This window comes from Pseudomonas sp. 2hn (genome assembly GCF_019646095.1).
Classification (GTDB): domain Bacteria; phylum Pseudomonadota; class Gammaproteobacteria; order Pseudomonadales; family Pseudomonadaceae; genus Aquipseudomonas; species Aquipseudomonas peradeniyensis.
In genome coordinates, this window is record NZ_CP081016.1 from 1,685,129 (window position 1) to 1,711,832 (window position 26,704).

The 26,704-nt window shown below is 64.5% G+C and carries 26 protein-coding genes; 22 read left to right on the plus strand and 4 right to left on the minus strand.

Annotated elements, in window-relative coordinates:
- Positions 1-5 precede the first annotated feature (5 nt).
- The 13 genes from flhF to K2O50_RS07880 all read left to right on the plus strand — a co-directional run bounded on the left by flhF (position 6) and on the right by K2O50_RS07880 (position 12,027).
- A complete protein-coding gene (flhF, locus tag K2O50_RS07820) occupies positions 6-1,319 on the plus strand; it encodes a flagellar biosynthesis protein FlhF (RefSeq protein ID WP_050706657.1) in 1,314 nt (437 codons plus the stop codon).
- 114 nt (positions 1,320-1,433) lie between these two features.
- The gene (gene fleN, locus K2O50_RS07825; RefSeq protein ID WP_016393812.1) at positions 1,434-2,267 is read left to right on the plus strand and encodes a flagellar synthesis regulator FleN; all 834 of its coding nucleotides are present in this window, start codon (positions 1,434-1,436) and stop codon (positions 2,265-2,267) included.
- Positions 2,264-3,004, plus strand: coding sequence for an RNA polymerase sigma factor FliA (gene fliA, locus K2O50_RS07830; RefSeq protein ID WP_050706656.1), 741 nt, complete (start codon positions 2,264-2,266; stop codon positions 3,002-3,004). The genes fleN and fliA overlap by 4 nt, the downstream gene beginning before the upstream one ends.
- A 103-nt stretch (positions 3,005-3,107) precedes the next feature.
- Entirely contained in the window at positions 3,108-3,482 is a 375-nt protein-coding gene (locus K2O50_RS07835; protein WP_172402424.1) for a chemotaxis response regulator CheY, read from the plus strand.
- A gap of 19 nt (positions 3,483-3,501) precedes the next feature.
- The gene (locus tag K2O50_RS07840) at positions 3,502-4,290 is read left to right on the plus strand and encodes a protein phosphatase CheZ (protein WP_050706655.1); all 789 of its coding nucleotides are present in this window, start codon (positions 3,502-3,504) and stop codon (positions 4,288-4,290) included.
- A 12-nt stretch (positions 4,291-4,302) separates the two neighbouring features.
- The gene (locus K2O50_RS07845; protein WP_050706654.1) at positions 4,303-6,525 is read left to right on the plus strand and encodes a chemotaxis protein CheA; all 2,223 of its coding nucleotides are present in this window, start codon (positions 4,303-4,305) and stop codon (positions 6,523-6,525) included.
- A 45-nt stretch (positions 6,526-6,570) separates the two neighbouring features.
- On the plus strand, positions 6,571-7,695 hold the full coding sequence (locus tag K2O50_RS07850) for a chemotaxis response regulator protein-glutamate methylesterase (protein ID WP_050706653.1): 1,125 nt from the start codon (positions 6,571-6,573) through the stop codon (positions 7,693-7,695).
- Positions 7,695-8,435, plus strand: a complete 741-nt coding sequence (locus K2O50_RS07855) for a flagellar motor protein (RefSeq protein ID WP_050706652.1) — start codon at positions 7,695-7,697, stop codon at positions 8,433-8,435. The genes K2O50_RS07850 and K2O50_RS07855 overlap by 1 nt, the downstream gene beginning before the upstream one ends.
- A gap of 3 nt (positions 8,436-8,438) precedes the next feature.
- Positions 8,439-9,296 (plus strand): flagellar motor protein MotD, encoded by an 858-nt coding sequence (gene motD, locus K2O50_RS07860; protein WP_050706651.1) that lies wholly within the window; start codon positions 8,439-8,441, stop codon positions 9,294-9,296.
- Positions 9,297-9,374: 78 nt separating this feature from the next.
- A complete protein-coding gene (locus tag K2O50_RS07865; protein WP_028691011.1) occupies positions 9,375-10,163 on the plus strand; it encodes a ParA family protein in 789 nt (262 codons plus the stop codon).
- The gene (locus K2O50_RS07870) at positions 10,163-11,083 is read left to right on the plus strand and encodes a CheW domain-containing protein (protein WP_050706650.1); all 921 of its coding nucleotides are present in this window, start codon (positions 10,163-10,165) and stop codon (positions 11,081-11,083) included. Before K2O50_RS07865 ends, K2O50_RS07870 begins: the two co-directional genes overlap by 1 nt.
- 67 nt (positions 11,084-11,150) lie before the next feature.
- Positions 11,151-11,630 carry a chemotaxis protein CheW gene (locus K2O50_RS07875; protein ID WP_003254393.1) on the plus strand — a complete coding sequence of 160 codons (480 nt, stop codon included), beginning with the start codon at positions 11,151-11,153 and terminating at the stop codon, positions 11,628-11,630.
- Position 11,631: 1 nt separating this feature from the next.
- Entirely contained in the window at positions 11,632-12,027 is a 396-nt protein-coding gene (locus K2O50_RS07880) for a DUF2802 domain-containing protein (protein ID WP_023630608.1), read from the plus strand.
- A 32-nt stretch (positions 12,028-12,059) separates the two neighbouring features.
- Here the strand turns inward: K2O50_RS07880 and K2O50_RS07885 are convergent, their stop codons facing one another.
- The 4 genes from K2O50_RS07885 to K2O50_RS07900 all read right to left on the minus strand — a co-directional run bounded on the left by K2O50_RS07885 (position 12,060) and on the right by K2O50_RS07900 (position 19,608).
- Positions 12,060-14,777, minus strand: coding sequence for a dermonecrotic toxin domain-containing protein (locus tag K2O50_RS07885; RefSeq protein ID WP_050706649.1), 2,718 nt, complete (start codon positions 14,775-14,777; stop codon positions 12,060-12,062).
- A gap of 116 nt (positions 14,778-14,893) precedes the next feature.
- The gene (locus tag K2O50_RS07890; protein ID WP_220690028.1) at positions 14,894-17,602 is read right to left on the minus strand and encodes a dermonecrotic toxin domain-containing protein; all 2,709 of its coding nucleotides are present in this window, start codon (positions 17,600-17,602) and stop codon (positions 14,894-14,896) included.
- Between the two features lie 105 nt (positions 17,603-17,707).
- The gene (locus tag K2O50_RS07895; protein ID WP_050706647.1) at positions 17,708-18,049 is read right to left on the minus strand and encodes an EscU/YscU/HrcU family type III secretion system export apparatus switch protein; all 342 of its coding nucleotides are present in this window, start codon (positions 18,047-18,049) and stop codon (positions 17,708-17,710) included.
- Entirely contained in the window at positions 18,046-19,608 is a 1,563-nt protein-coding gene (locus K2O50_RS07900) for a flagellar hook-length control protein FliK (RefSeq protein WP_050706646.1), read from the minus strand. Before K2O50_RS07900 ends, K2O50_RS07895 begins: the two co-directional genes overlap by 4 nt.
- A gap of 186 nt (positions 19,609-19,794) precedes the next feature.
- Between K2O50_RS07900 and ccmA the strand changes: the two genes are divergently transcribed.
- From ccmA to ccmI, 9 genes are read left to right on the plus strand one after another with little or no spacing between them, the layout of a single operon-like run.
- Entirely contained in the window at positions 19,795-20,427 is a 633-nt protein-coding gene (gene ccmA / locus K2O50_RS07905; protein ID WP_050706645.1) for a cytochrome c biogenesis heme-transporting ATPase CcmA, read from the plus strand.
- Positions 20,424-21,092 (plus strand): heme exporter protein CcmB, encoded by a 669-nt coding sequence (gene ccmB / locus K2O50_RS07910; protein ID WP_028691018.1) that lies wholly within the window; start codon positions 20,424-20,426, stop codon positions 21,090-21,092. The genes ccmA and ccmB overlap by 4 nt, the downstream gene beginning before the upstream one ends.
- 46 nt (positions 21,093-21,138) lie before the next feature.
- On the plus strand, positions 21,139-21,906 hold the full coding sequence (locus K2O50_RS07915) for a heme ABC transporter permease (RefSeq protein WP_050706644.1): 768 nt from the start codon (positions 21,139-21,141) through the stop codon (positions 21,904-21,906).
- Positions 21,903-22,079: a heme exporter protein CcmD gene (gene ccmD / locus K2O50_RS07920; protein WP_011534872.1), complete on the plus strand. Its 177-nt coding sequence runs from the start codon at positions 21,903-21,905 to the stop codon at positions 22,077-22,079. The genes K2O50_RS07915 and ccmD overlap by 4 nt, the downstream gene beginning before the upstream one ends.
- Entirely contained in the window at positions 22,076-22,531 is a 456-nt protein-coding gene (gene ccmE, locus K2O50_RS07925) for a cytochrome c maturation protein CcmE (RefSeq protein ID WP_028691020.1), read from the plus strand. The genes ccmD and ccmE overlap by 4 nt, the downstream gene beginning before the upstream one ends.
- 11 nt (positions 22,532-22,542) lie before the next feature.
- Positions 22,543-24,516, plus strand: a complete 1,974-nt coding sequence (locus K2O50_RS07930; protein WP_177330856.1) for a heme lyase CcmF/NrfE family subunit — start codon at positions 22,543-22,545, stop codon at positions 24,514-24,516.
- A complete protein-coding gene (locus K2O50_RS07935) occupies positions 24,513-25,049 on the plus strand; it encodes a DsbE family thiol:disulfide interchange protein (protein ID WP_050706642.1) in 537 nt (178 codons plus the stop codon). Before K2O50_RS07930 ends, K2O50_RS07935 begins: the two co-directional genes overlap by 4 nt.
- A complete protein-coding gene (locus K2O50_RS07940; protein WP_050706641.1) occupies positions 25,046-25,522 on the plus strand; it encodes a cytochrome c-type biogenesis protein in 477 nt (158 codons plus the stop codon). The genes K2O50_RS07935 and K2O50_RS07940 overlap by 4 nt, the downstream gene beginning before the upstream one ends.
- Positions 25,515-26,702, plus strand: coding sequence for a c-type cytochrome biogenesis protein CcmI (ccmI, locus tag K2O50_RS07945; protein ID WP_050706640.1), 1,188 nt, complete (start codon positions 25,515-25,517; stop codon positions 26,700-26,702). Before K2O50_RS07940 ends, ccmI begins: the two co-directional genes overlap by 8 nt.
- The last annotated feature ends 2 nt before the right edge of the window (positions 26,703-26,704 follow it).

A 26,704-nucleotide genomic window follows, 5' to 3' on the forward strand; every position in this document is an offset into this window, starting at 1 on the left:
GGGTTATGCAAGTTAAGCGTTTTTTCGCCGCCGATATGCGTCAGGCCATGAAGCTGGTCCGGGATGAGCTCGGCTCCGACGCCGCCATCATCGGCAACCGCCGCATCGCTGGCGGTGTCGAACTGACGGCCGCGCTGGACTACAAGCTGTCCGCCCTGGCCCCACGCGTGCCCAATGCGGAGCTCGAGGACGAGCTGCGCAAGACGCAGTCGCGCATCGTCACCGCCCAGGCCGAACTGACCGGGCGCGGTGATGCCGTCGAAGGCGGCAACCGGCAATTGTTTGCCGGCCAGTCGCTGACTGCGTCCGAGCCGTTGATCGAACCGCACGTCGATGAGCCGGTGGTCGCAGCTGTGCCGGCAGCGGCTCCTGTCGATCCGCGTCTGTTCGATGCCATGCGCTCCGAGCTGACCGGCCTGCGCGAGCTGCTGGAAGTCCAGCTCGGTTCGCTCGCCTGGAGCCAGCTGCAGGGCAGCAAGCCACAGCAGGCCAACCTCTGGCGCCGACTGCAGCGCCTCGGCCTGTCCGGTGGCCTGGCCCGCGAGCTGCTCGACCTCACTGCCGAAATCGAAGATCCGCGTCATGCCTGGCGCATGGTCCTGGCGCACCTGGCGCGGATGATCGAAGTGCCCGAGATCGAACCGATCGAGGAGGGCGGGGTCATCGCCATGGTCGGCCCGGCCGGCATGGGCAAGACCACCACCCTGGCCAAGCTGGCTGCCCGCTATGTGCTCAAGTACGGCGCGAACAACCTGGCGCTGGTCAGCATGGACAGCTTCCGCATCGGCGCCCAGGAGCAGCTCAAGACCCTGGGACGCATCCTCAACGTGCCGGTCACCTACGTCGACCCGGGCGAGTCGCTGGCCCAGGCGCTGGAGCCGCTGCTGCGCAAGCGCGTGGTGCTGATCGACACCGCCGGCCTGCAGGCCAGCGACCCGGCGCTGCGCATGCAGCTCGAGACCCTGGCCGGGCGCGGCATCGCCGCCAAGAATTACCTGGTGCTGGCAACCACCAGCCAGAAGCAGGTGCTCACCGCCGCCTACCACAGCTACAAGCGCTGCGGCCTGGCCGGTTGCATCCTGACCAAGCTCGATGAAACGGCATGCCTCGGCGAAGTGCTGAGCCTTGCCATCAGTCATGAACTGCCGGTGGCCTATCTGACCGATGGGCCGCGCATTCCTGACGACCTGCAACTGCCGCGCAAGCACCAGCTGGTGAGTCGCGCGGTCAGCGTGCAGTTGCAGGACGAGCCCAGCGACGAGGCCATGGCCGACATGTTCGCTGATCTCTACCACAACCCTGGCAAGCGTGCGGGTTGAGGGTGAATACTGTGCAAAGTACCTACATCATGGGGTTGTCCGGCCGGACCGTGGCCTTGAACGTTCAGCCCCTCATGTGGCCTGGGTCCAAGCGAGACAAGGTAAAGAACAGACATGGGTAGCATGCATCCCGTACAGGTGATCGCCGTGACCGGTGGCAAAGGTGGCGTCGGCAAGACTAACGTTTCAGTGAACCTGTCCCTGGCACTGGCCGAGCTCGGCCGCCGGGTCATGTTGCTGGACGCCGACCTGGGCCTGGCCAATGTCGACGTTCTGCTGGGGCTCACGCCCAAGCGCACCTTGGCCGACGTCATCGAGGGCCGCTGCGAGCTGCGCGATGTGCTGCTGCAGGGCCCCGGCGGTGTGCGCATCGTCCCGGCGGCTTCCGGAACCCAGAGCATGGTGCACCTGGCGCCCGCCCAGCACGCCGGCCTGATCCAGGCCTTCAGCGAGATCGGCGACAACCTCGACGTGCTGGTGATCGACACCGCTGCGGGTATCGGTGACTCGGTGGTCAGCTTCGTCCGCGCCGCCCAGGAAGTGTTGCTGGTGGTGTGCGACGAGCCCACTTCGATCACCGACGCCTACGCCCTGATCAAGCTGCTCAACCGCGACTACGGGATGAATCGGTTCCGCGTGCTGGCCAACATGGCCCAGAGCCCGCAGGAAGGGCGCAACCTGTTCGCCAAGTTGACCAAGGTCACCGACCGCTTCCTCGACGTCGCCCTACAATACGTCGGCGCCGTGCCGTACGACGAGTGTGTGCGCAAGGCCGTGCAGAAGCAGCGGGCGGTCTACGAGGCCTTCCCGCGCTCCAAGTGCGCGCTGGCGTTCAAGGCCATCGCGCAGAAGGTCGACAGCTGGCCGTTGCCTGCCAACCCGCGCGGGCACCTGGAATTCTTCGTCGAGCGCCTGGTGCAGCCCACCAGTGCAGGGCCGGTGTTATGAACGCGAGTGGTTTCAAGATGTACAGCAAGGCCGCCAAGGACGCTCAGTACGAGCTGATCGAACGCTACGCGCCACTGGTCAAGCGTATCGCCTACCACCTGCTGGCGCGGTTGCCGGCCAACGTCCAGGTCGAGGACCTGATCCAGGCCGGGATGATCGGCCTGCTGGAAGTGGCCAACAAGTACGACGCCAGCAAGGGCGCCAGTTTCGAGACCTATGCCGGCATCCGCATCCGCGGCGCCATGCTCGACGAGGTGCGCAAGGGGGACTGGGCGCCACGCTCGGTGCACCGCAACACGCGCATGGTCAGTGACGCGATTCGCTGCGTTGAAGCAAAGACGGGACGCGACGCTAAAGATCACGAGGTTGCTGCCGAACTCCAATTGAGTCTCGATGATTACTACGGGATTCTGAACGACACCCTGGGCAGCCGCCTGTTCAGTTTCGACGACCTGCTGCAGGACGGCGAACACGAGGGGCTGCACGAGGATGGCGCCAGCAACCAACTGGAGCCGGCGCGGGACCTGGAGGACGAGCGCTTCCAGGCCGCATTGGCCGAAGCGATCGCCAACCTGCCGGAACGCGAGCGCCTGGTCCTGGCGCTGTACTACGACGAAGAGCTGAACCTCAAGGAAATCGGTGAGGTGCTGGGGGTCAGCGAATCGCGTGTCAGCCAGTTGCACAGCCAGTGCGCGGCACGTCTGCGCAGTCGCCTGGGTGAATGGCGGGCGCGTTGAGCCAAGGTTCGATGCAGTCGTTTTTTGTGGTGCCGAATTGATTGAGTGCGCGCTCGGCGCCGAGCGCGTTTAAGACTGCTTGGAGGTCTAATTGAACAAAGACATGAAAATCCTCATCGTTGACGACTTTTCGACGATGCGGCGGATCATCAAGAACCTGTTGCGTGATCTGGGTTTCACCAACGTCAAGGAAGCCGATGACGGCAACACGGCACTGCCGATGCTCACCAGCGAGCACTTTGACTTCCTGGTGACCGACTGGAACATGCCGGGCATGACCGGTATCGACCTGCTGCGCGCGGTTCGTGCCGACGAGCGCCTGAAGCACCTGCCGGTGTTGATGGTCACCGCCGAAGCCAAGCGCGAGCAGATCATCGAAGCTGCCCAGGCCGGTGTAAACGGCTATGTGGTCAAGCCTTTCACCGCCGTGGCGCTGAAAGAAAAGATCGAGAAGATCTTCGAACGCGTCAACGGCTGAGTCACGTCTGGGGGGCGCAATGGAGTCAACCAACAACTCTTTGGGTGAGTTTGAATCAACCCTGAAGAAGCATGCCCAGGAGCTGGTCGAGAGCCTCGAGCGCGGCCGGTTCGGTGATGCGGTGCAGCTGATCCACCAACTGAACCAGACCCGCGACCGCGGGCTGTACCAGGAGGTTGGCAAGCTCACCCGTGAACTGCACAGTGCAATCGTCAACTTCCAGATCGACCCGTCCATGCCGCAGGCCGAGGAAGTGTCGCAGATTACCGACGCCGCCGAACGCCTCTCCTACGTGGTTCGCCTCACCGAAGGTGCGGCCAACCGCACCATGGACCTGGCGGAGGCGTGCACCCCGGTGCTCAACGACCTCGCCGCCGAGGCCCAGAGCCTGTCCACCGACTGGCAGCGCTTCATGCGCCGCGAGGTGGCAGCGCCGGAATTCCGTGAGCTGGTCAAGCGTGTGGACAGTTTCCTGGCGCACAGCGCCGAAGGTAACCAGAAGGTCGCCGGCCATCTCAACGATATCGTCCTGGCCCAGGATTATCAGGATCTCACCGGCCAGGTGATCAAACGGGTGACCGCGCTGGTCACCGAAGTCGAAAGCAATCTGCTCAAGCTCGTGCTGATGGCAAGCCAGGTCGACCGCTTTGCCGGGATCGAACATGACCACCAGCAGCTGCGCGCTGAAAAAGATCAAGAAAAACATCCGACTCGGGGTGAAGGTCCGCAGATTCATGCCGATAAGCGTGAAGACGTCGTGTCCAGCCAGGACGATGTCGACGATCTGTTGTCCAGCCTGGGTTTTTAAGGAGCACGTTTAATGAGCTTCGGCGCCGATGAAGAAATCCTTCAGGATTTCCTGGTAGAAGCCGGCGAAATCCTCGAGCAACTGTCCGAGCAATTGGTCGAGCTGGAAAGCCGGCCCGATGATGCGGACCTGCTCAATGCGATTTTCCGCGGTTTCCACACTGTAAAAGGGGGCGCCGGCTTCCTTCAGCTCAATGAGTTGGTGGAGTGCTGCCACATTGCCGAGAACGTGTTCGACATCCTGCGCAAAGGTGAGCGCCGTGTTGACGCGGAACTGATGGACGTGGTGCTCGAGGCCCTCGACACGGTCAACAGCATGTTCGGCCAGGTGCGCGAACGTACCGATGTCACGCCGGCCACGCCGGAGCTGCTGGCGGCGCTGTCGCGCCTGGCCGAGCCCGGTGGCGCCGAAGCCCCGGCCCCGGTGGTCGAGGCGGCGCCCGTGGTCGAAGCCGCGGCTGCCGAGCCCGACATCACCGATACCGAGTTCGAGCAACTGCTCGACTCGCTCGATGCGGTCAAGGCCGAAGCTCAGGTTCATGAGCAGCTGCAAGGCGAAGACGTCAGCGGCGGCGGTGACGAGATCACCGATGCCGAGTTCGAGTCGCTGCTCGATCAGTTGCACGGCAAGGGCCAGTTCTCGGCCGATGCCGCCGTCAGCGCACCTGCGCCAGCCGCCCCGGCCAGCGACGAGATCACCGACGACGAGTTCGAGTCGCTGCTCGACCAGTTGCACGGCAAAGGCACCTTCGCCGTCGACGCCCTGCCAGGCGCCGCCGCGCCAGCGGCCAGTGCCGCACCCGCTGCGGGCGACGAGAGCATCAGCGAACACGAATTCGAGGCACTGCTCGACCAGTTGCACGGCAAGGGCAAGTTCTCCGGTGACGCAGTCACCGCCGAAGCGCCTGCCGCTGCCGTTGCCGCACCTGTCGCGGCCAAGGCCGAGGTCAAGCCCGTTGCCAAGCCGGCACCGGCTCCCGCGCCTGCTGCAGCTCCAGCTGCCGCCAAGCCTGCCGCGGCGGCCCGCGCCCCGGCGCCGGCCGCCGAGAAGCATGGCGCCAGCGAGGCAGAAACCACCGTGCGGGTCGATACCGCGCGCCTGGACGAGATCATGAACATGGTCGGCGAACTGGTGCTGGTGCGTAACCGCCTGGTGCGCCTGGGGCTCAACAGCGGCGACGAGGCCATGTCCAAGGCCGTGTCCAACCTCGACGTGGTCACCGCCGACCTGCAGACCGCGGTCATGAAGACCCGCATGCAGCCGATCAAGAAAGTCTTCGGCCGCTTCCCGCGCCTGGTTCGCGACCTGGCCCGCCAGCTCAAGAAAGAGATCAACCTCGAGCTGGTCGGTGAAGAGACCGACCTCGACAAGAACCTGGTCGAGGCCCTGGCCGACCCGTTGGTGCACTTGGTGCGCAACGCCGTCGACCATGGCGTCGAGATGCCCGACGAGCGCGAAGCCTCCGGCAAGTCGCGCATGGGCCGGGTGGTGCTGTCCGCCGAGCAGGAGGGCGACCACATCCTGCTGTCGATCTCCGACGACGGCAAGGGCATGGACCCGAGCATCCTGCGCGCCAAGGCGGTGGAAAAGGGCCTGATGGACAAGGACGCGGCCGACCGCCTGAGCGAGTCGGACTGCTACAACCTGATCTTCGCCCCGGGCTTCTCGACCAAGACCGAGATCTCCGATGTGTCCGGCCGCGGCGTCGGCATGGACGTGGTGAAGACCAAGATTTCCCAGCTCAACGGCTCGATCAACATCTTCTCGGCCAAGGGCCAGGGGTCGAAGATCGTCATCAAGGTGCCGCTGACCCTGGCGATCATGCCGACCCTGATGGTGATGCTGGGCAACCAGGCGTTCGCCTTCCCGCTGGTCAACGTCAACGAGATCTTCCACCTCGACCTGTCGCGCACCAACGTGGTCGACGGCCAGGAAGTGGTGATCGTGCGCGACAAGGCGCTGCCGCTGTTCTACCTCAAGCGCTGGCTGGTCCAGGACCACGAGCACGAGGAGCAGCACGAAGGCCATGTGGTGATCCTGTCGGTCGGCACCCAGCGCATCGGCTTCGTCGTCGACCAGCTGGTCGGCCAGGAAGAGGTGGTGATCAAGCCACTGGGCAAGATGCTGCAGGGCACCCCGGGCATGTCCGGCGCGACCATCACCGGTGACGGCCGGATCGCGCTGATCCTCGACGTCCCGAGCATGCTCAAGCGTTACGCCGCCCGGCGTATTTGATTTCGGTGGCGCGCCCTGGCGGGTGCGCCGCCTAATGGAGTGTTTATGGCAGTCAAGGTCCTGGTGGTGGATGATTCCGGTTTCTTCCGCCGCCGTGTCTCGGAAATTCTCTCGGCGGACCCGACGATCCAGGTCGTGGGTACCGCGACCAACGGCAAGGAAGCGATCGACCAGGCGCTGGCGCTCAAGCCCGATGTCATCACTATGGACTATGAAATGCCCATGATGGACGGCATCACCGCAGTGCGGCACATCATGCAGCGCTGCCCGACGCCGGTATTGATGTTCTCCTCGCTGACCCACGAAGGCGCCCGCGTCACCCTCGACGCCCTGGACGCCGGCGCGGTCGACTACCTGCCGAAGAACTTCGAGGACATCTCGCGCAACCCGGAAAAGGTCAAGCAGATGCTGTGCGAGAAGGTCCACACCATCTCGCGCAGCAACCGCCGTTTCAGCGCCTATTCCAGCCCGGCTCCGGCTGCCGCGCCAGCTCCAGCCAGCAGCCATGCGCCGACCAGCAGCTTCGCCAGCACCGCCCCTGCGCGCACGGCCGCCCCGGTCCGTGCCGCGGCACCGGCTGCCGCGCATTCGCCGGCGCCCAAGCGCAAGCCGTACAAGCTGGTCGCCATCGGCACCTCCACCGGTGGTCCGGTGGCGCTGCAGCGGGTGCTGACCCAGCTGCCCGCCGGATTCCCGGCGCCGATCGTGCTGATCCAGCACATGCCGGCGGCCTTCACCAAGGCCTTCGCCGAGCGTCTGGACAAACTGTGCAAGATCAGCGTCAAGGAAGCCGAGGACGGTGACGTGCTGCGTCCGGGCCTGGCCCTGCTGGCCCCGGGTGGCAAGCAGATGATGGTCGACGGCCGCGGCACGGTGAAGATCCTGCCGGGTGACGAACGCCTGAACTACAAGCCCTGCGTCGACATCACCTTCGGCTCCGCCGCCAAGTCCTATGGCGACAAGGTGCTCTCGGTGGTGCTCACCGGCATGGGCGCCGACGGTCGCGAAGGCGCGCGCCTGCTCAAGCAGGGCGGCAGCACCGTATGGGCGCAGGATGAAGCCAGCTGCGTGATCTATGGCATGCCCATGGCCATCGTCAAGGCCAACCTGGCCGATGCCGTGTACAGCCTGGACGAGATTGGCAAGCACCTGGTCGAGGCCTGCGTCTGATGGATGTGTTGAGCCTTATCGGCCTGATCCTCGCCTTTGTCGCCATTGTCGGCGGCAACTTCCTCGAGGGCGGCCACGTCGGTGCGCTGATCAACGGCCCGGCGGCATTGATCGTGCTGGGCGGTACCCTGGCGGCGGCATTGCTGCAGTCGCCGCTGTCGTCGTTCAAGCGCGCGCTGCAGATCGTGCGCTGGATCTTCTTCCCGCCGCGAGTGGACCTGCCCGGTGGCATCGACCGGGTGGTGAACTGGAGCCTGACCGCACGCAAGGAAGGCCTGCTGGGCCTTGAGGGCGTGGCCGACGCCGAGTCCGATCCCTATGCGCGCAAAGGCCTGCAGCTGCTGGTCGACGGCGCCGAGCCGGAAGCCATTCGCAGCATCCTTGAAGTCGACTTCCTGACCCAGGAAGCCCGCGACATCCAGGCCGCCAAGGTGTTCGAGAGCATGGGCGGCTACGCGCCGACCATCGGTATCATCGGTGCGGTGATGGGCCTGATCCATGTGATGGGCAACCTGGCCGACCCGTCGCAGCTGGGCAACGGCATTGCCGTGGCCTTCGTCGCCACCATCTACGGCGTGGCCAGCGCCAACCTGATCCTGCTGCCGGTCGCCAACAAGCTCAAGGCCATCACCCTGCGCCAGTCGCGTTATCGCGAGATGCTGCTCGAGGGCCTGCTGTCGATCGCCGAAGGCGAGAACCCGCGCTCGATCGAGCTGAAGCTGCAAGGCTTCATGGAGTAAGCCATGGCCCGTCGTCGCAAGATCGAAGAGCACGAGAACCACGAGCGCTGGCTGGTCTCGTATGCCGACTTCATCACCCTGCTGTTTGCCTTCTTCGTGGTCATGTACTCGATCTCGTCGATCAACGAGGGCAAGTACAAGCAGATTTCCCAGGCGCTGATCGGGGTCTTCAATGACCCCGAGCGCAGCATGAAGCCGATCCCCATTGGTGATGAGCGGCCGCTGAGCGTCAAGCCCGCCGAGCCGCTGATCAAGGACAGCGAGCAGACCGACGCGGGCCTGGCGCAGACCAGTGCCGACCCGCTGAAGACCATCACCGACGATGTCCGCGACGCCTTCGGCGACCTGATCAAGTCCAACCAGATGACCGTGCGCGGCAACGAACTGTGGGTGGAGATCGAGCTCAACTCCTCGCTGCTGTTTGCCAGCGCCGACGCCATGCCCAGCGACGTCGCCTTCGAGATCATCGAGAAGGTGGCGAAGATCCTCAAGCCGTTCGCCAACCCGGTGCACGTCGAGGGCTTCACCGACAACCTGCCGATCCGCACCGCCCAGTACCCGACCAACTGGGAGCTGTCGTCGGCGCGGGCGGCGAGCATTGTCCGCTTGTTGGCCATGGAAGGGGTCAGCCCCGGGCGCATGGCTTCGGTGGGGTATGGCGAGTACCAGCCGGTGGCCGGCAACGACACCGCCGAAGGCCGGGCGCGCAATCGTCGGGTGGTGCTGGTGATCTCGCGTAACCTCGAGGTGCGTCGCAGCCTGACCGGCAGCGGCAGCGCCAATGCCACCCCGGATGCGGCGATGCGCCGGGCTGGCACACAAAGTGCACCAGCCTCGCCAGCACCGTCGACCGGGGGCTGATTTCGTCAAATCCCCGTCACTGAATTTCACACCGTTCCCGGCAGGGCAGGCGGCCATACCGGGAGGAAGCAACGCACGATGAGAGTCTGGGCAGTAGCCAATCAAAAAGGTGGCGTCGGCAAGACCACCACCACCATCGCCTTGGCCGGCCTGCTGGCCGAGGCGGGCAAGCGCGTGGTCGTGGTCGACCTCGACCCGCACGGCTCGATGACCAGCTACTTCGGGCACAACCCCGATGCGCTCGAGCACAGCTGCTACGACCTGTTCCTGCACAAGGGCACGGTGCCCGAGGGCTTGCCGGGCCAGTTGCTGCTGCCGACCAGTGATGAGCGTATCTCGCTGCTGCCGTCGAGCACCGCGCTGGCGGTGCTGGAGCGCCAGTCGCCAGGCCAGAGTGGCCTGGGCCTGGTGATCGCCAAGAGTCTGGCGCAGCTGTGGCAGGATTTCGACTTTGCCCTGATCGACAGCCCGCCCTTGCTGGGCGTGCTGATGGTCAATGCCCTGGCCGCCAGCCAGCAGCTGGTGATCCCGGTGCAGACCGAGTTCCTCGCGGTCAAGGGCCTGGAGCGCATGGTCAGCACCCTGGGCATGATCAACCGCTCGCGCAAGCAGGCGCTGCCCTACCAGATCGTGCCGACCCTGTTCGACCGCCGCACCCAGGCATCGCTGGGCACCTTGAAGGTGCTGCGCGACACCTATGGCGACCAGGTCTGGCAGGGCTACATTCCGGTGGACACGCGCCTGCGTGACGCCAGCCGCAACGGTGTCACGCCTTCGCAGTTCGACGGCAAGAGCCGTGGCGTGGTGGCCTACCGGGCACTGCTCAAGCACCTGCTCACCTACCGATCCGCGTTGCAGGTGGCGTGATGAACCAGGCACGGCAGATCACCACCAAGCCACAGATGGCCTTGCAGTCCTATCTCGATGGGCTGCTGCAGGAGGCCACCGAGTCGTTCGAGCTGCCGGCGGAGCTGGAGGCACCCGTCGAGGAGCCTGTCGAGCAGGCCCCAGGCGATGACTTCGAAGCCGCGGTCCGCGAAGAACAGGCTCGTGACGCCCAGCGCCAGGTGGCCCCGGCCCTGCCTGCGGCGCGGCCCTTTGCCGAGCCGCAGGCGAAGGTCCTGCCGACCGTGCTGCCGCCTGCCGCGCCGGTGGTGGAGCCGGTGGTCGCCGTGGTCGAGACCGAGGTGGTGGCCGAAGCCAGCATCCCGGTCCTGAGTGAAACCCAGATCATCGAACCCGTGGCGCCGCTGGTGGAGCTGCATGTGCCGGCGGCACCCGCCGCGCCGACGCCGCCGGCCAGCGTCGATGGCCGTCCGGATTGGGCCGCCGAGCCGTTCGAATGCCTGTTGTTCGATGTCGCCGGGCTGACCCTGGCGGTGCCGCTGGTATGCCTGGGTTCGATCTACACGCTTGCCGGCCAGGAACTGACACCACTGTTCGGCCAGCCGGACTGGTTCCTCGGCATCCTCACCTGCCAGGCGGGCAACCTCAAGGTACTCGACACGGCGCGCTGGGTGATGCCCGATCGCTACCGCGACGATTTCCGCCAGGGCCTGCAATACGTGATTTCCGTGCAGGGTTATGAGTGGGGGTTGGCCGTGCACCAGGTCAGCCGCTCACTGCGCCTGGACCCGAACGAGATCAAGTGGCGCAGCCAGCGCGGTCAACGCCCGTGGCTGGCCGGCACGGTGATCGAACACATGTGCGCGTTGCTCGACGTCGCCGAACTGGCCGAGCTGATCGCCAGTGGCGCGGTCAAGCAGATGAACACAAAACACAACTGAATCAACGCCGCTACTGCCGCGGCAACACAGAGCACACCGCCGATGGCGGATTTTGAGGGCTAGGGGAATGAAAAAGTCGTCTGCACAAGGTTCCGAAGATCCGATCCTGCAGTGGGTAACCTTCCGTCTGGACAATGAGTCCTACGGTATCAACGTCATGCAGGTGCAGGAAGTCCTGCGCTACACCGAGATCGCCCCGGTTCCGGGCGCCCCCAGCTATGTACTGGGCATCATCAACCTGCGCGGCAACGTGGTGACGGTGATCGACACCCGCCAGCGCTTCGGCCTGATGCCGACCGAAGTCACCGACAACACCCGCATCGTCATCATCGAGGCAGACAAGCAAGTGGTCGGCATCCTCGTCGACAGCGTCGCCGAAGTGGTCTACCTGCGTCAGTCGGAGATCGAGACCGCGCCGAACGTCGGCAACGAAGAGTCGGCCAAGTTCATCCAGGGCGTTTGCAACAAGAACGGCGAGCTGCTGATCCTGGTCGAGCTGGACAAGATGATGACCGAGGAAGAGTGGTCCGAGCTGGAGAACATCTGAGTTGATCTTCGAGGTTGCTGTCATCTTCCTGGCGCTGCTCTGGGCGCTGAGCCTGTGGTTCTTCCTCAACTACAGCAAGCGCCAGCGCGAGCTGGCCGCCCAGCAGGCCCAGGGCGATGCGCTGCGTGACCAGCGCATCAAGGACCTGGCCAAGCGCCTGGACGACTATCAGAACGGCACCGTGCGCATGGGCGAGGCGATCCATGAGCTGCGCGCGGTGGTTGCGCCGTTGCCCGAGAAGCTGCAGCAACTGGAGCAGCGCGACCCTAACAGCGTCACCTTCGCCCAGGCCGCCAAGCTGGTGGGGATGGGCGCGAGCGTCGAGGAGCTGACCCAGACCTGCGGGTTGACCCAGGCCGAGGCGCAGTTGATGAGCAAGCTGCACCGTGGGGAATGATTGATCGGGCGACGCAAGTCGCCCGGTTGTTGTCAGGCCTTGCCCCATGAATGCGCGTTGCCGATCTCCACGAGGGCACTCAGCGCCTGGTCGCTTTTCTCGGCGGCATCAATGGCGCCGAACGGCTCTGCCATGAGGAATCGGAAGTTGCGTTGAGGAGTCGATCTCAGCTTGGCGATTTGTCGCAGGATGCGCAGCCGGGACAGCTCCTCGTTGTCGACATCGTCAATCACGTCGTTGAGCACGCGAGGTCCGGTCATTCTGCTCAACTCCTTTACGTAATCCTCGTAGCCGACTTCACCCTTCAATGGTCTGCTCTCATAGAAGTCTGGCTTGTCGAGGAAGCGTTCGCGCATCACTTCGGAGATTCTTTCCAAGGTGTAGTTGTCTGCATGGCTGCCGATGATGCTGGTGCCGTATTCGAGATGCATGCCCATGAGGTCGTTACTCATCGGGGCGCTCAGGACCAGCCCCTCCGGAGTCGTTCTCAAGGTGGTCGAGCCGATCAGTGCTTTGGTGTCCAGATTGTGCGTGGCACTCTGCAAGGTGTCGTCGACGTCCATGTAAATTCCGCCTTCCGCGTTGAGTAGCGGGTAACGGAGTACGTCACAGGCCGAGGCGAAGTGTTTCATCTCGATGGCCTTTTGGTATTGGGTGTAATACTCGGTGTCCTTGAAGTCTTCGAAGGGCTGTTCGTCTTCCAGCTTCAATATCTCCAGCTTGTCGCTGTATTTCGCCAAGTTTGTCTCATTGATGGCGAATGCCTGCGGGTTCTCCATTGACAGATACATCCGATAGCGATAGCTGGTTCCCCGCAGGCGTTCGACGTTGGTGCCGACGGTTTTCAGCAGGTCTTCAGGAATAACCTTGTCACCCACCCAGATACTGATGATTGTCTTGGGCAGCGCTTTCAGATCGGCTCCGTTGACCGCTGGAATTTCGATGGGCAGCTGCAAGTCGACACCCAGAGCACGCAATGTCTTCATGCGCATCTGGTTTGTAACCAGGCGGTTGGTGTCCTCCATCGCAACCAGACCGTTACTTTGAGGCGTGACTTGATAGAACGTCGGTTGTCTGTTTTCGGCATCCGATTCGAGAATGAATGCGTCGTGCTCGCTGTCGTACCGCACCACGACCTTGCGTTCGTCCAGGACTGCTTCCAGGCGCGTGGCGCCAGTTTCTCCGTCAATGACTCTGTTTACCCACTGGGCTACCGGGCTATCTCCCGCAGACACGGTTGGCAACGGGAACGAGGGGCGAGGGAAGTATCTTGCCGGGTCCTCTTCCGGTAACCGGGGAGGGTCCATGGGGCTCAGGGAGTAGCCCAACTGATCGTTCACTCGCGTTGGCGTGACGAATCGCCAGTTTTTGCCTGGAAACAGGATTTGTGGGCGGGTCGCCAGTAGCAAGGGCAGCGGTGCGGCATTGAGCAGGCCGAACTCGATGTTGCTCACGCCGCCCGCTTTGTCCTCGGGTGTCTTGCCGTTGATCGCCTGGTCGATTCCCAAGCCAAACTGCGCGATGCCACCGACGGCCAGCAGCGGTATGAGTTCAGGAACCACTAGCGCCAGGGGCGCCAGCAGATTGATCGAGGTCACCAGGTAGTCCCGCCAGCGGGCCTTGGTCACTTGCGTCTTGCTGGTGATGAGAAAGTCGGCGTCGGCATAGCTGCGTTTGCGCTGGCGCAGCGTGAGGGCTTCGAACAAGTCGCCTTCTATCAATGGGCTGTACTTGTGAGCCTTGTAGTTGACGTAGTCCCTGGGCGGCCAAGGACCATCGACGGTAAAACCGGGTCGGTTGGGCGACCGGGTGTGAAAGCGTGGGTAGGTGCCAAGGCCGTCCAGCGCGGTATCCAGCCCACTGAAGTCCAGGCCGTCGGGGGTGTCGGCCAGTTTGAAATACTGACGCAGGCGCTGGCGTTTTTCGCTGTCACGGCACTGTTCGGCGAACCAGTCCTTCAGGGCGTTCATGCCATCGAACTCATGGAAGGGTGATGAGTTGCCCGGCAGGTACAGCAGTACTTGCGGATGTGCTGGGTCAGCAATCTGGATGATGTCGGTGGCGGCGTAGCCATAGACATTCAAAGGCCTGATTTCAAGGCCCGAAGCGCTCGGCATGAGTCCCGCCGCTTGCCAGGCCAACTGACGGCCAGCGTCACTCAAGGAGCCTTCCTGGACCTGTTTGTTGCAGGCGGCGATAAAGCTTATTTGCAGAGACTGTGGATGGGTTTTGCTGGTCTTTTGCCAATACTCGTCCAGCATCGTGACGAAGCGGGCGTGCAGGTCCAGGTTCCAGATGAACTGCTGCATGGCCTCGACATCGACCGGCAGGTGCGTGGTGCTGTCGTAGCGCGCCGGGGTGGACCTGCTGAAGATGCCGTTGAAGACCGAGAAACGTGCGCTGTTGTCGAACGGGCCGGGCTCCGGCAGATGTTCGACAATGGTCAGCGGGCCGTCTGGCAAGGTGCCTGCCCAGTTTCCCGGGAATAGCTGGCCGATCAGGTCCTTGTTGTTTTCACCTTGCCAGTTCGACAGCACCGCCTGGGTGAGCGAAAGGCGCTGGGTAACCACGGCCTGATTACCCCGGTAGTGCAGGGTGACGACGTCGGTCTGGTCGGGGTCAAGCTGATGCTGCTCCTGCTCTGCCCATTCACGGATTGCCTTGGCGGCATACAGGTTAGGACTGGGAATATTCTGCAGGTGGCGGCGGATGAACTGTTCGCCCGCGTTGTTTACAAAAGTGGAAGCCATTGGAATCGAACCGCGTGGATAAATGAGGCTCTACGGTAGCGACGGCGGTTACCCAAGCTTACGTATATGTTTACCACCAGGATGATAAAGGCGGCCGTCAGGCCGCCCCGGCTGTATCAGGGCTTGGCCCAAGAGTGGTAGTTGCCGACTTCGGCTACATGGTTGAGCGGTATGTCGCCTGTCGCGGCTTCACGCAATGCCTGCTCGACGGGGGCCACCAGGTACAGCGCATTGTGTTGCGGCAAGGCGTGCAGGTTGATGATTCGCCGCAGTTCCCGCAGCCGTGGCAGGCGCTGGTCGATGACATCGTTCAGCAGGCCAGGCCCGGTCATGTGGCTCAGGCGCAAGGCATAGGCATCGAATTCGGGCCCCTTCACTACGGGCCTGTTGCCGTAGAAGTCACGGTTGGCCAGGTAGCGTTCGTGCATGGCGTCCGAGATCGCTTGCAGCGTCGGGTTGCCGGCATGGCTGGCGATCATGTTGGTGTTGTACTGGCAGTACATCCCCAGGGCGTCGTTGTTCATCGGGACACCTAAAATGAGGCTGTCCGGTGTGGTGGCCAGGGTCACCGAGTCGATCGCGGCGCGGTTTGGATTGTCTGGATGAGCCGGGTCGGCGAGCAAGGTATCGTCGACGTCCAGGTACAACCCGCCTTCTTCGGTGAGCAGGGGATAGCGCAGGATGTCGGATGCCGAGGAGAAATTTGCACCTGCGCCGCTAACGGCATCCTGATACTGCTCGAAGTATTTGCTGTCGCGCAACCTTGCGAAAAACGGTTGCTCCTCCAGGGTCAGTACATCGAGATTCGGTGCGTGCGCGGCCAACAGCCGAAGGTTCTCGCTGAAGGCCTGGGCATTGGCGTTGGACAGGAACAGCTGATAGGCATACTGGCTGGTCGTCAGGCGCTGCTGGTTGCGTGCCAGCGTGGTCAACAGTTTGGGGGCGATCACCTTGTCGCCCACCCAGATGCTTGAGATCTTGCGCGGGATCGGCTGGCGCAGGTGTGCCTCGAAAGGCGGGACTTCCAAAGGCAGTTGCACATCCACGCCCATGGCTCGCAGACTGCTCATGCGCATCGGGTCGGTGACTGTCCGGGCGTTCGGGGTCATCTCGACAAGTCCGTGGCCTTCTGGCGATACCCGGTAGTAGGTTGGCCTTATCTCGTTCGCCTCGGACTCGAGGATGAACGCATCATGTTCACTGTCGTAGAGAACCAGTGTGTTGTAGCCATTCAACAGGGACTGCAGCTGCGCTTCCGAGTCCGCAGAGACCGGCACGCGCGCCAGCCATTGGGTGATGGCGGTATCGCCACCAGGCAAGGGCGGCACCGTCGAGCCAAACAAACCGACCAGTTTGCGCTCAGGCAGCGCGGGTGGTGTGATCGGGCTGAGCGGGTAGCCCAGTTGGTGGTTTACCCGGCAGGGCAAGACAAAACGTCTGCCCTGGGAGGGGTACATCACGCGAGGTTCCGCCAATGGCCGCAAGGCAAGTGGTGCAGCGTTCATCAGGCCGAACTCGATGTTCGTCACGCCCTCGGCCTTGTCTTCGAGTGACTTGCCGTTGATTGCCTGATCGATTCCAGCCGCGAACTGGGCAATGCCACCCAGGGCAAGCAGCGGCGCCAGTTCTGGCAGTACCACGGCCAAGGGTGCCAGCAGATTGATTGTATTGATCACGTAGCCGCGCCAGCGCGACTTGGTCACCTCCTGATTGCTGGTAACGATGAAGTCGGCGTTGGCATAGTTGCGCTTGCGCTGGCGCAGGCTCAGGGCTTCGAACAGATCGCCGTCGAGCTTCGGGCTGTATTTGTCCGGACGGTAGTTGACGTAGTCCCTGGGGGACCAGCGGCCGTCGGTGGTGAATCCCGGTCGGTTTGCCGAGCGGTAGTGTATGCCAGGGTAGGCGCCAAGGCCTTCGAGGGCTGTGTCCAGACCGCTGTAATCAAGGCCATCCGGCGTGTCGTCCAGGCTGAAGTGCTGGCGTAGTCGCTGGCGTTTTTCAGGGTTTTGGCATTGCTTGGCGAACCAGTCCTGAAGCGCCGCCATGTTGGCGAACTCGTGAAGGGGGGAGGCGTTGCCTGGCAGGTAGAGCAGGGTGAGCGGCTGGGATTTGTCGGTGATGCACAGCAGATCGGTGGCGCTGTAGCCGTAGACGTTCAGTGGCCTGATTCGCAGGCCGACCGCCCGGGGGGCCAGGCCGGCAGCCTGCCAGGCCAGCTGGCGCGCGTTATCGCTCAACGAGCCTTCGCTCACTTGCTTGTTGCAGGCGGTGATGAAGCTGATCCGCATGGACAACTGGTGGCCATGCAGGGCGTGCTGCCAGTAGTCGTCCAGCATGGCGGTGAAGCGGGCGTGAAAGTCCAGGTTCCAGATGAAGCGCTGCAGGGCCTCGACATCCACGGCAAGATGCGTCGTGCTGTCGTATTGGCCGTTGCCGGTGCGGCGGAACAAACCATTGAATACCGAATGATCGGCACCGTTGGCCCATGGTCCGCGAGCTGGAAGTCGATCGACGATCTGCAGTGGGCCGGACGGCAGTGTGCCGGACCAATGACCCGGGAGCAGTTGGCCGATCAGGTTCTTGTCGGTCTCGCCTTGCCAGTTTGAGAGCACGGCTTCGGTCAGTGACAGGCGCTGGACGATGACAGCCTGGTGGCCTCGATAGTGCAGGGTGACGACGTCGGTCTGATCCGGATCCAGGTCCGATCCCTGGTGTTTGGCCCAGTCACGGATGGCTTGGGCGGCGTGCTTGTCGGGGCGGGGGATGGCCTGCAGGTGATCGCGGACGAGCTGTACACCCAAGTTGGTGATGAAGGGTAAAGGCATGATTGAGTCGACCTGTGTGAGAAACCAGGCACAACGGTGACTCAACCCCAATGGCGGGGAGCGGTAATGAATTATCGCGCAAGCATGGCACCACTCCCAAAGGGGTCAGTGCGTATCCACGCCTGCCGGCAGGAACAGCTGCTCGGGCGTGATATCCCGTGGCGGCGCAGGTTGGTCGTCGAAGCCCACCGGCACTTTGCCGCGCAATTGCCAGGCGAAGGCGATGATCTCGGCGATGGTCAGGTACAGCGCCTCGGGAATCTGCTCGCCCAGTTCCAGCCTGGCCAGCAGGCGTACCAGCTCGGCGTTCTCGTAGATCGGCACTTCATGTTCGCGGGCCAGGGCGAGGATGGCCTCGGCCAGTTCGTCGTCGCCCTTGGCGCTCAGGGTCGGCGCCTGCTGGCCGTCGTAGCTCAGGGCGATGGCCTGGCGTGGTTGCTTGTTCATGCGGTTTCATCCACCCAGCGTTGTTCGAGGCGTGTGCGTGGGCCTTGCGGTGGCGTGCCGGGGTGGCACTCCAAATCACCGACATCCAGGCCGCGGGCCAGCAGGCGTTCGCGCAGCGTGCCGAGCTGACTGTCGATCAGGCGGGCGGTCTGTTCCTGCTCTGCCCACAGCTGTCCCGACAGACGTCCTTGCAGCAGTTGCGCCTGGACCTGCAGCGGGCCGAGCGGTGACAGGTCGAAGGCCAGTTCGATCCGCCATATGGCCTCCAGTGGATCACGCCCTTCACGTTCGCGATCCGCTTGCTGCTCCGGCGTTTCCTCGCGCTGCAGCTTGACCTGCAGGGGAATGAACTCCTGGCCATGGCGGATGGGGATCTCGGTTTGCCAGGTGGTCTGCTGGTTGCCGTTCTCCAGTGGTCCGGATTGCTGCAGGCTGGACAGTGCGTGGCTCTGCAGGCGCGAGATGGCGGCGGCGGCCAGGCGCAGCAACTGCTGCAGGTCGCCTTCGTTTTCCAGGCTCTGCAACAGCCGCGAGGGCAACGGGAAGGCTCCAGGTTGCGGGCGCGGGCTGACCTGGCCGAGCATGCCCAGGGCGCTGCGGGCGAAACCAGGCAGGGCATGGGCCAGCGTACTGGTCTGTGCGGGCGTGAGCGCTTGTCCCGTGGGGGGATTGGGCAACTGTGCGATCAGCCTGACCAGTTGTGTCTTCAGGTCGGGCGCCACGCCGCTTGCCAGGCCGCCCAGCAGCTTGGCTTCAAGGAAGGCGCCACTGTTGTTCAGCGCCTGGGCCAGATTTTTCGCATCACCCAGTTGGCGGGCATCGGGCAGGCTGGCCAGCAAGCGTTCGGCGCTGGCGCGCAGTTGTGTGCCAGTGTCGCCGGAGGTGGCGACCTGCTGCAGGGCATTGAGCAAGCCAGGCAGCGAGGCCTGTCGGCCTTGCTGGGTCACCAGCTGCTGGGCAATGGCCAATTGATCCTGGCGGCCGCTCAAGGGAACGAAGCGCAGCGACTGGTCACCTTGTACCAGCGCGCTGAGCAGGCTGCCGACGGGCAGTGGCCGCGGGCTGTCGATGGCCAGGGTGGCGCCGGCCTGGCTGCTGTTGAGCAGGCTTACCAGCGAGCGGAAACTGGCGATCTCGCCTGCGTTCTGCGGCAGGGGCTGGCTGGTCAGGACCTTGCCTTGCAGCAGTGTGCCGACTGGAACCTGGCCGGTGTCCAGGCGGGTGAGGGTAGTGATGTTGTTGGCGTGGACCTTCTGCACCATGACCGCCAGGCGATTGCTTTCAGTCTGCGTGACCGTGACCTGGCTGCCTTGGGGCAGGGGTTGGCTGGCATTGGCCTGCAACTGGGTCTGGTTGCCGTTGCCCTGGGTCAGACGCAGCGATAGCTGGAAATCAACGCCGACCTGGCGCATCGACATGACCTCGGCACGTGCCGTCTCACCCGGGGCCAGCAGGCCGGGTTGCGCTTGCAGCAGGCGCAGCAGCTCGCCGGTCATGGCCGCCTTGGCCGCCTGGGGCCCTGGCACGGTTTGTGCGCCGAGACTATTGATTTCAGTCATGATTGTATACAACCTGTCGAACTCGGCCTCTTGGCAGCGCGGTGACGCGTGTAATAATGCCGACCGCCCATTGTTGCCAGTATAACGGCAGCGCGGCGGGCGACTTGAGACATAGGGGCTTTGGAGCGGCGTTACCCGCGAAGCAGGCGACACCGCGCCGAAGCCCTACAAAGATAAGGCGAAACCGTGACCCTTCACCTCCAAGCCGCAGGCCTGGCCTGCGAGCGCGACTGGCGCTTGCTGTTCGAGCAACTCGATTTCGAGCTGGGCGCCGGCGACATGTTGCAGATCAGCGGCCCCAACGGCAGCGGCAAGACCAGCTTGCTGCGCCTGCTGGCCGGGCTCATGCAACCCACCGCCGGGCAGATCCTGCTCGGCGGCCAGCCATTGGCCGAACAACGCCATGCCCTGGCCAGCATCCTGCTGTGGATCGGCCATGCCGCCGGGATCAAGGATTTGCTTACCGCCGAAGAGAACCTTGCCTGGCTCTGCGCCCTGCACCGGCCGGCCGGTCGCGAGGCGATCTGGCAGGCGCTGGAGGCTGTCGGCCTGCGCGGTTTCGAGGATGTACCCTGCCACACCCTGTCCGCCGGCCAGCAGCGCCGGGTCGCCCTGGCACGGCTTTATCTGGACAGCCCGCCGCTGTGGATCCTCGACGAACCGTTCACCGCCCTCGACAAGCAGGGCGTGGCCCAGCTGGAGGCCCACCTTGCGGCCCACTGCGAGCAGGGCGGCACCGTGGTGCTGACCACCCATCACACGCTCGAACGCAAGCCATCCGGTTACCGTGAGCTGAACCTGGGGCAGTGGGCGGCATGAGCGTATTCCTTCTGCTGTTGCGCCGCGAGGCGCGCCTGTTGTTCCGCCGCCCGGCGGAGCTGGCCAATCCGCTGGTGTTCTTCGCCATCGTCGTCGCCCTGTTTCCGCTGGCGGTCGGTCCTGAGACACAATTGTTGCAAACCTTGTCGCCGGGACTGGTCTGGGTCGCGGCCCTGCTGGCGGTGCTGCTGTCGCTGGACGGGTTGTTCCGCAGCGATTTCGAGGACGGTTCGCTCGAACAGTGGGTGCTTTCGCCGCACCCGCTGGCCTTGCTGGTACTGGCCAAGGTGCTGGCGCACTGGATCTTTTCCGGGCTGGCGCTGGTATTGTTGGCGCCACTGCTGGCATTGATGCTGGGCCTGCCGAGCGCCTGCCTGCCGGTGCTGCTCGCCTCCCTGCTGCTGGGCACGCCGGTGTTGAGCCTGCTGGGCGCGGTGGGCGCGGCGTTGACGGTCGGTCTCAAGCGCGGCGGCCTGCTGCTGGCGTTGCTGATTCTGCCGTTGTATATCCCTGTATTGATCCTGGGCAGTGGTGCGTTGCAGGCGGCGTTGCAGAATATGCCAGCCACCGGCCATCTGCTCTGGCTCGCCAGCCTGACGGCGCTGGCGGTGACACTGGCACCCTTTGCGATCGCGGCCGGCCTGAAGATCAGCGTCGGCGAATAACGAGTCCCGGGCACCGCAGCCCGGCCAATACCCTGGATGTACCCTGATGAAAATGAGTTGGACGTGGTTCCACAAGCTGGGTTCCCCCAAATGGTTCTATGCCATCAGCGGCCGCATGCTGCCGTGGCTGACCGTTTCCTCTATCGTGCTGCTGCTGGTCGGCATCACCTGGGGCCTGGCCTTCGCCCCCCAGGACTACCAGCAGGGCAATAGTTTCCGCATCATCTATATCCACGTGCCGACCGCCATGCTCGCCCAGTCGTGCTACGTGATGCTCGCGGTGGCGGGGGTGGTGGGGCTGGTGTGGAAGATGAAGCTGGCCGACGTCGCGCTGCAGTGCGCGGCGCCCATCGGCGCCTGGATGACCGCGGTGGCCTTGGTGACCGGGGCGATCTGGGGCAAGCCCACCTGGGGCAGCTGGTGGGTCTGGGACGCGCGCCTGACATCCATGCTGATCCTGCTGTTCCTGTACTTCGGCATCATCGCCCTGGGCCAGGCCATCAGCAACCGCGACAGCGCGGCCAAGGCCTGCGCAGTGCTGGCGATCGTCGGCGTGGTCAACATCCCGATCATCAAGTACTCGGTGGAGTGGTGGAACACCCTGCACCAGGGCGCCACCTTCACCCTCACCGAAAAACCGGCAATGCCCGTTGAGATGTGGCTACCGCTGCTGCTCACCGCGCTGGGCTTCTATTGTTTCTTCGGCGCCGTGCTGCTGCTGCGCATGCGCCTTGAAGTGCTCAAGCGCGAAGCCCGCGCCAGTTGGGTCAAGGATGAGGTGCTGGGGCAGCTCGGACGGGAGGCGGTACGATGAGCTTTGCGTCCTTCAGTGATTTTCTCGCCATGGGCCACCATGGCCTGTACGTCTGGTCGGCCTACGGCATCTGCCTGGCGGTGCTGGCGCTGAATGTCGCCGCGCCCCTGCTGGCCCGTCGCCGCTACCTGCAAGAAGAGGCGCGTCGTCTGCGCCGGGAGAGCAAACCGTGAATCCGCAGCGCAAGAAACGCCTGTTCATCATCCTCGGCCTGCTGGCCGGTGTCGGCGTCGCCGTGGGCTTCGCCCTGAGCGCGCTGCAGCAGAACATCAACCTGTTCTACACCCCGACGCAGATCGCCAACGGCGAGGCGCCGCTGGACACCCGCATCCGCGCCGGCGGCATGGTCGAGAAAGGCTCGGTGCAGCGCTCGGCCGACTCCCTCGACGTGCGCTTCGTGGTCACCGACTACACCAAGTCGGTGCCGATCACCTACCGCGGCATCCTCCCCGACCTGTTCCGCGAAGGGCAGGGCATCGTCGCCCTCGGCAAGCTCAACGCCGACGGCGTGGTGGTGGCCGACGAGGTGCTGGCCAAGCACGATGAGAAATACATGCCGCCGGAAGTCACCAAGGCCCTGAAGGAAAGCGGCCAGGCCGCCAGCGACGCGGGAGCCAAGCCATGAATGCGGCCCTGGTGATCCCCGAGCTCGGCCAGCTGGCGATGATCCTGGCGATCTGCTTCGCCGCCGTGCAGGCCACTGTACCGCTGCTCGGCGCCTGGCGCGGCGACAGCCTGTGGATGGGCCTGGCGCGGCCGGCGGCCTGGGGGCAGTTCGCCTTCCTGGCGTTTGCCTTCGCCTGCCTCACCCACGCCTTCATGACCGACAACTTCTCGGTCGCCTACGTCGCCAGCAACTCCAACAGTGCCTTGCCCTGGTACTACAAGTTCAGCGCTGTGTGGGGCGCCCACGAAGGCTCGCTGCTGCTGTGGGCGCTGATCCTCGGCGGTTGGACCTTCGCCGTGTCGATCTTCTCGCGGCAGTTGCCGCAGGTGATGCTGGCGCGGGTGCTGGCGGTGATGGGCATGATCAGCGTGGGCTTCCTGAGCTTCCTGATCATCACCTCCAACCCGTTCTCGCGCCTGTTGCCGCAGGTGCCGGGCGATGGTCGCGACCTCAATCCGCTGTTGCAGGACTTCGGCCTGATCGTCCACCCGCCGATGCTGTACATGGGCTACGTGGGCTTCTCGGTGGCCTTCGCCTTCGCCATCGCCGCCTTGCTCGGCGGGCGTCTCGACGCCGCCTGGGCGCGCTGGTCGCGGCCCTGGACCATCGTCGCCTGGGCCTTCCTCGGCGTGGGCATCACCCTCGGCTCGTGGTGGGCCTATTACGAACTGGGCTGGGGTGGCTGGTGGTTCTGGGACCCGGTCGAGAACGCCTCGTTCATGCCCTGGCTGGTGGGCACGGCGCTGATCCACTCGCTGGCGGTCACCGAAAAGCGCGGAGTGTTCAAGAGCTGGACTGTGCTGCTGGCCATCGCCGCGTTCTCCCTGAGCCTGCTGGGGACCTTCCTGGTGCGCTCCGGCGTGCTGACCTCGGTGCATGCGTTCGCCGCCGACCCGTCGCGCGGCATCTTCATCCTGATCTTCCTGCTGTTCGTGGTTGGCGGCTCGCTGACCCTGTTCGCCCTGCGCGCGCCGGTGGTCAAGAGCCAGGTGGGCTTTGCCCTGTGGTCTCGTGAAACCCTGCTGCTGGCCAACAACCTGGTGCTGGTGGTGGCCGCCTCGATGATCTTGCTGGGCACCTTGTACCCGCTGGTGCTCGACGCCCTGACCGGGGCCAAGCTGTCGGTCGGCCCGCCTTACTTCGACGCCCTGTTCCTGCCGCTGATGGCACTGCTGATGGTGGTGCTCGGCGTGGGCGTGGTGGTGCGCTGGAAGGATACCCCGGGTAAGTGGCTGGCCGGCATGCTGACGCCGGTGCTGGTCGGCAGCGCGGTGCTGGCGCCACTCGCCGGGCTGCTCGTCGACGACTTCGACTGGCCGGCCCTGAGCGTGTTCGCCCTGGCCGCCTGGGTGGTCCTGAGCGGCGTGCGCGACATCCTCGACAAGACCCGTCACAAAGGCCTGGCCAAGGGGCTGGCGGGCCTGAGCCGCAGCTACTGGGGCATGCACCTGGCGCACCTGGGCCTGGTGGTGTGCGCCCTGGGCGTGGTGCTGTCGAGCAACAACAGCGCCGAGCGCGACCTGCGCATGGCGCCGGGCGAGACCGTCGAGCTGGGTGGCTATCACTTCCTGTTCGAGGGGGCCAAGCACTTCGAAGGCCCGAACTTCATTTCCGACAAGGGCACCGTGCGGGTCTCGCGCGATGGCCGCGAAGTGTCCGTGTTGCACCCGGAAAAACGCCTGTACACCGTGCAGCAGTCGATGATGACCGAGGCCGGCATCGACGCCGGCTTCACTCGCGATCTGTACGTCGCCCTGGGCGAGCCGTTGGAGAACGGCGCCTGGGCGGTGCGGGTGCATATCAAACCCTATGTCCGCTGGATCTGGCTGGGCGGTCTGCTGACCGGCCTGGGCGGCTTGCTGGCGGCCCTCGACCGACGCTACCGCGTCAAGGTCAAGACCCGGGTGCGTGAGGCCCTGGGCGTGTCTGGAGCGACTGCATGAAGCGTTGGATCATGGTGGTGCCGCTGGCGGTGTTCCTGCTGGTGGCGGTCTTTCTCTACAAGGGGTTGTTCCTCAAGCCCGACGAACTGCCATCGGCGATGATCGGCAAGCCGTTCCCGGCGTTCGCGCTGGCGAGCGTGCAGGGCGATCGCAGCCTCACCCAGGCCGACCTGATCGGCCGCCCGGCACTGGTCAACGTGTGGGGCACCTGGTGCCCGTCGTGCAAGGTCGAGCACCCGTACCTGAACCAGCTGGCCGAGCAGGGCGTGGTGATCCACGGGGTCAACTACAAGGACGACAACGCCGCCGCGCTGAAGTGGCTGGCCGAGTTCCACAACCCGTACCAGCTGAACATCGCCGACCAGCAAGGCTCGCTGGGCCTGGACCTGGGCGTGTACGGCGCGCCGGAAACCTTCCTGATCGACGCCAAGGGCATCATCCGCTACAAGCACGTGGGCGTGGTCGATGCCACGGTGTGGCGCGAACAGCTGGCGCCGCTGTACCAGGGACTGGTCGACGAGGCCCGGCCATGAGGCGCTGGCTGGCGGCCGCCGTGCTCGGCCTGAGCCTGGTCGGGGTGGCCAAGGCGGCCATCGACACCTACCAGTTCCGCGACGACGCCGAGCGCGAGCGCTATCAGCAACTGACCAAGGAACTGCGCTGCCCCAAGTGCCAGAACCAGGACATCGCCGACTCCAACGCGCCCATCGCCGCCGACCTGCGCCGCGAGATTTTCCGCATGCTGGGCGAGGGTAAGGACAACCAGCAGATCGTCGATTTCATGGTCGATCGCTATGGCGACTTCGTGCGCTACAAGCCGGCGCTCAGCGGGCGCACCTGGCTGCTCTGGTTTGGCCCGGGGATCCTCCTGGCTGGAGGTTTCGTGGTGCTGGCGCTGATCGTGCGCCGTCGCCGTGGCCAGTCCGTGGCCGGCAACACCGAACTGTCCGCCGACGAACGCGAGCGTCTGGCCAAACTGCTGGATAAAGAACGTACCCATGACTGAATTCTGGCTTAGCGCGGGCCTGCTGCTGCTCGCCGCCCTGGCTTTCCTGCTGCTGCCGATCCTGCGCGGTCGTCGCCGTCAGCAGGCAGAGCAGGATCGTACCGCCCTCAATGTCGCGCTCTATGAAGAGCGCGTTGCCGAACTGGCCGCCCAGCAGGCGGCAGGCGTTCTCGACGAACAGCAACTGGCCAATGGCCGCGATGAGGCCGCCCGTGAGTTGCTGGCCGACACCGAGCGCGGCGAGGTGACGCGTCAGGGCCACCTGGGCAAGCCCGTGCCGCTGCTGGCGGCGGTGCTGGTGCCGGCCATGGCCCTGGGGCTGTACCTGCACTTCGGCGCCGCGGACAAAGTCGAGCTGACCCAGGAGTTCGCCCGCGCGCCGCAGTCGATGGCGGAAATGACCACGCGCCTGGAACGTGCGGTGCAGGCCCAGCCCGACTCTGCAGAAGGCCTGTACTTCCTCGGTCGTGCCTATATGGCCGAGCAGCGCCCAGCCGACGCGGCCAAGGCCTTCGAGCGCGCCGTGGCCCTGGCCGGACGCCAGCCCGAGCTGCTCGGGCAGTGGGCGCAGTCGCTGTACTTCGCTGCAGACAAGCAGTGGTCGGCGCAATTGCAGGCACTTACCGACGAAGCGCTCAAGGCCGACCCACGGGAGGTCACCAGCCTCGGCCTGCGCGGCATCGCCGCCTTCGAGGGCGAGCGCTACCAGGAGGCCATCGACTACTGGCAGCGTCTGCTGGCGCAGTTGCCGCAGGGCGATGCGTCCCGTGACGCGCTGCAGGGCGGCATCGACCGCGCCGCCGACAAGCTCAAGGCCGGTGGCGGCAAGGTCGCCGAGAAGTCGCGCCTGAAGGTACGGGTGGAGTTGGCCGCAGCGCTCAAGGACAAGGTGCGCCCGGACGACACCGTGTTCATCTTTGCCCGCGCCAGCAATGGCCCGCCCATGCCGCTGGCGGCCAAGCGGGTGACGGTGGCGCAGCTGCCGATCGAGGTGGAGCTGTCCGATGCCGATGCTATGATGCCGCAGATGAAACTGTCGGACTTCGCCGAAGTCCAACTGGTTGCCCGGGTCTCGCGCGCCGGACAGCCCACCGAAGGTGAATGGAAGGGCCAGAGCGCCCCGCTGGCCACCGGCACCCGGGGCACCCAGCATGTGACCATCGACAGCCCCGACTCATAAGA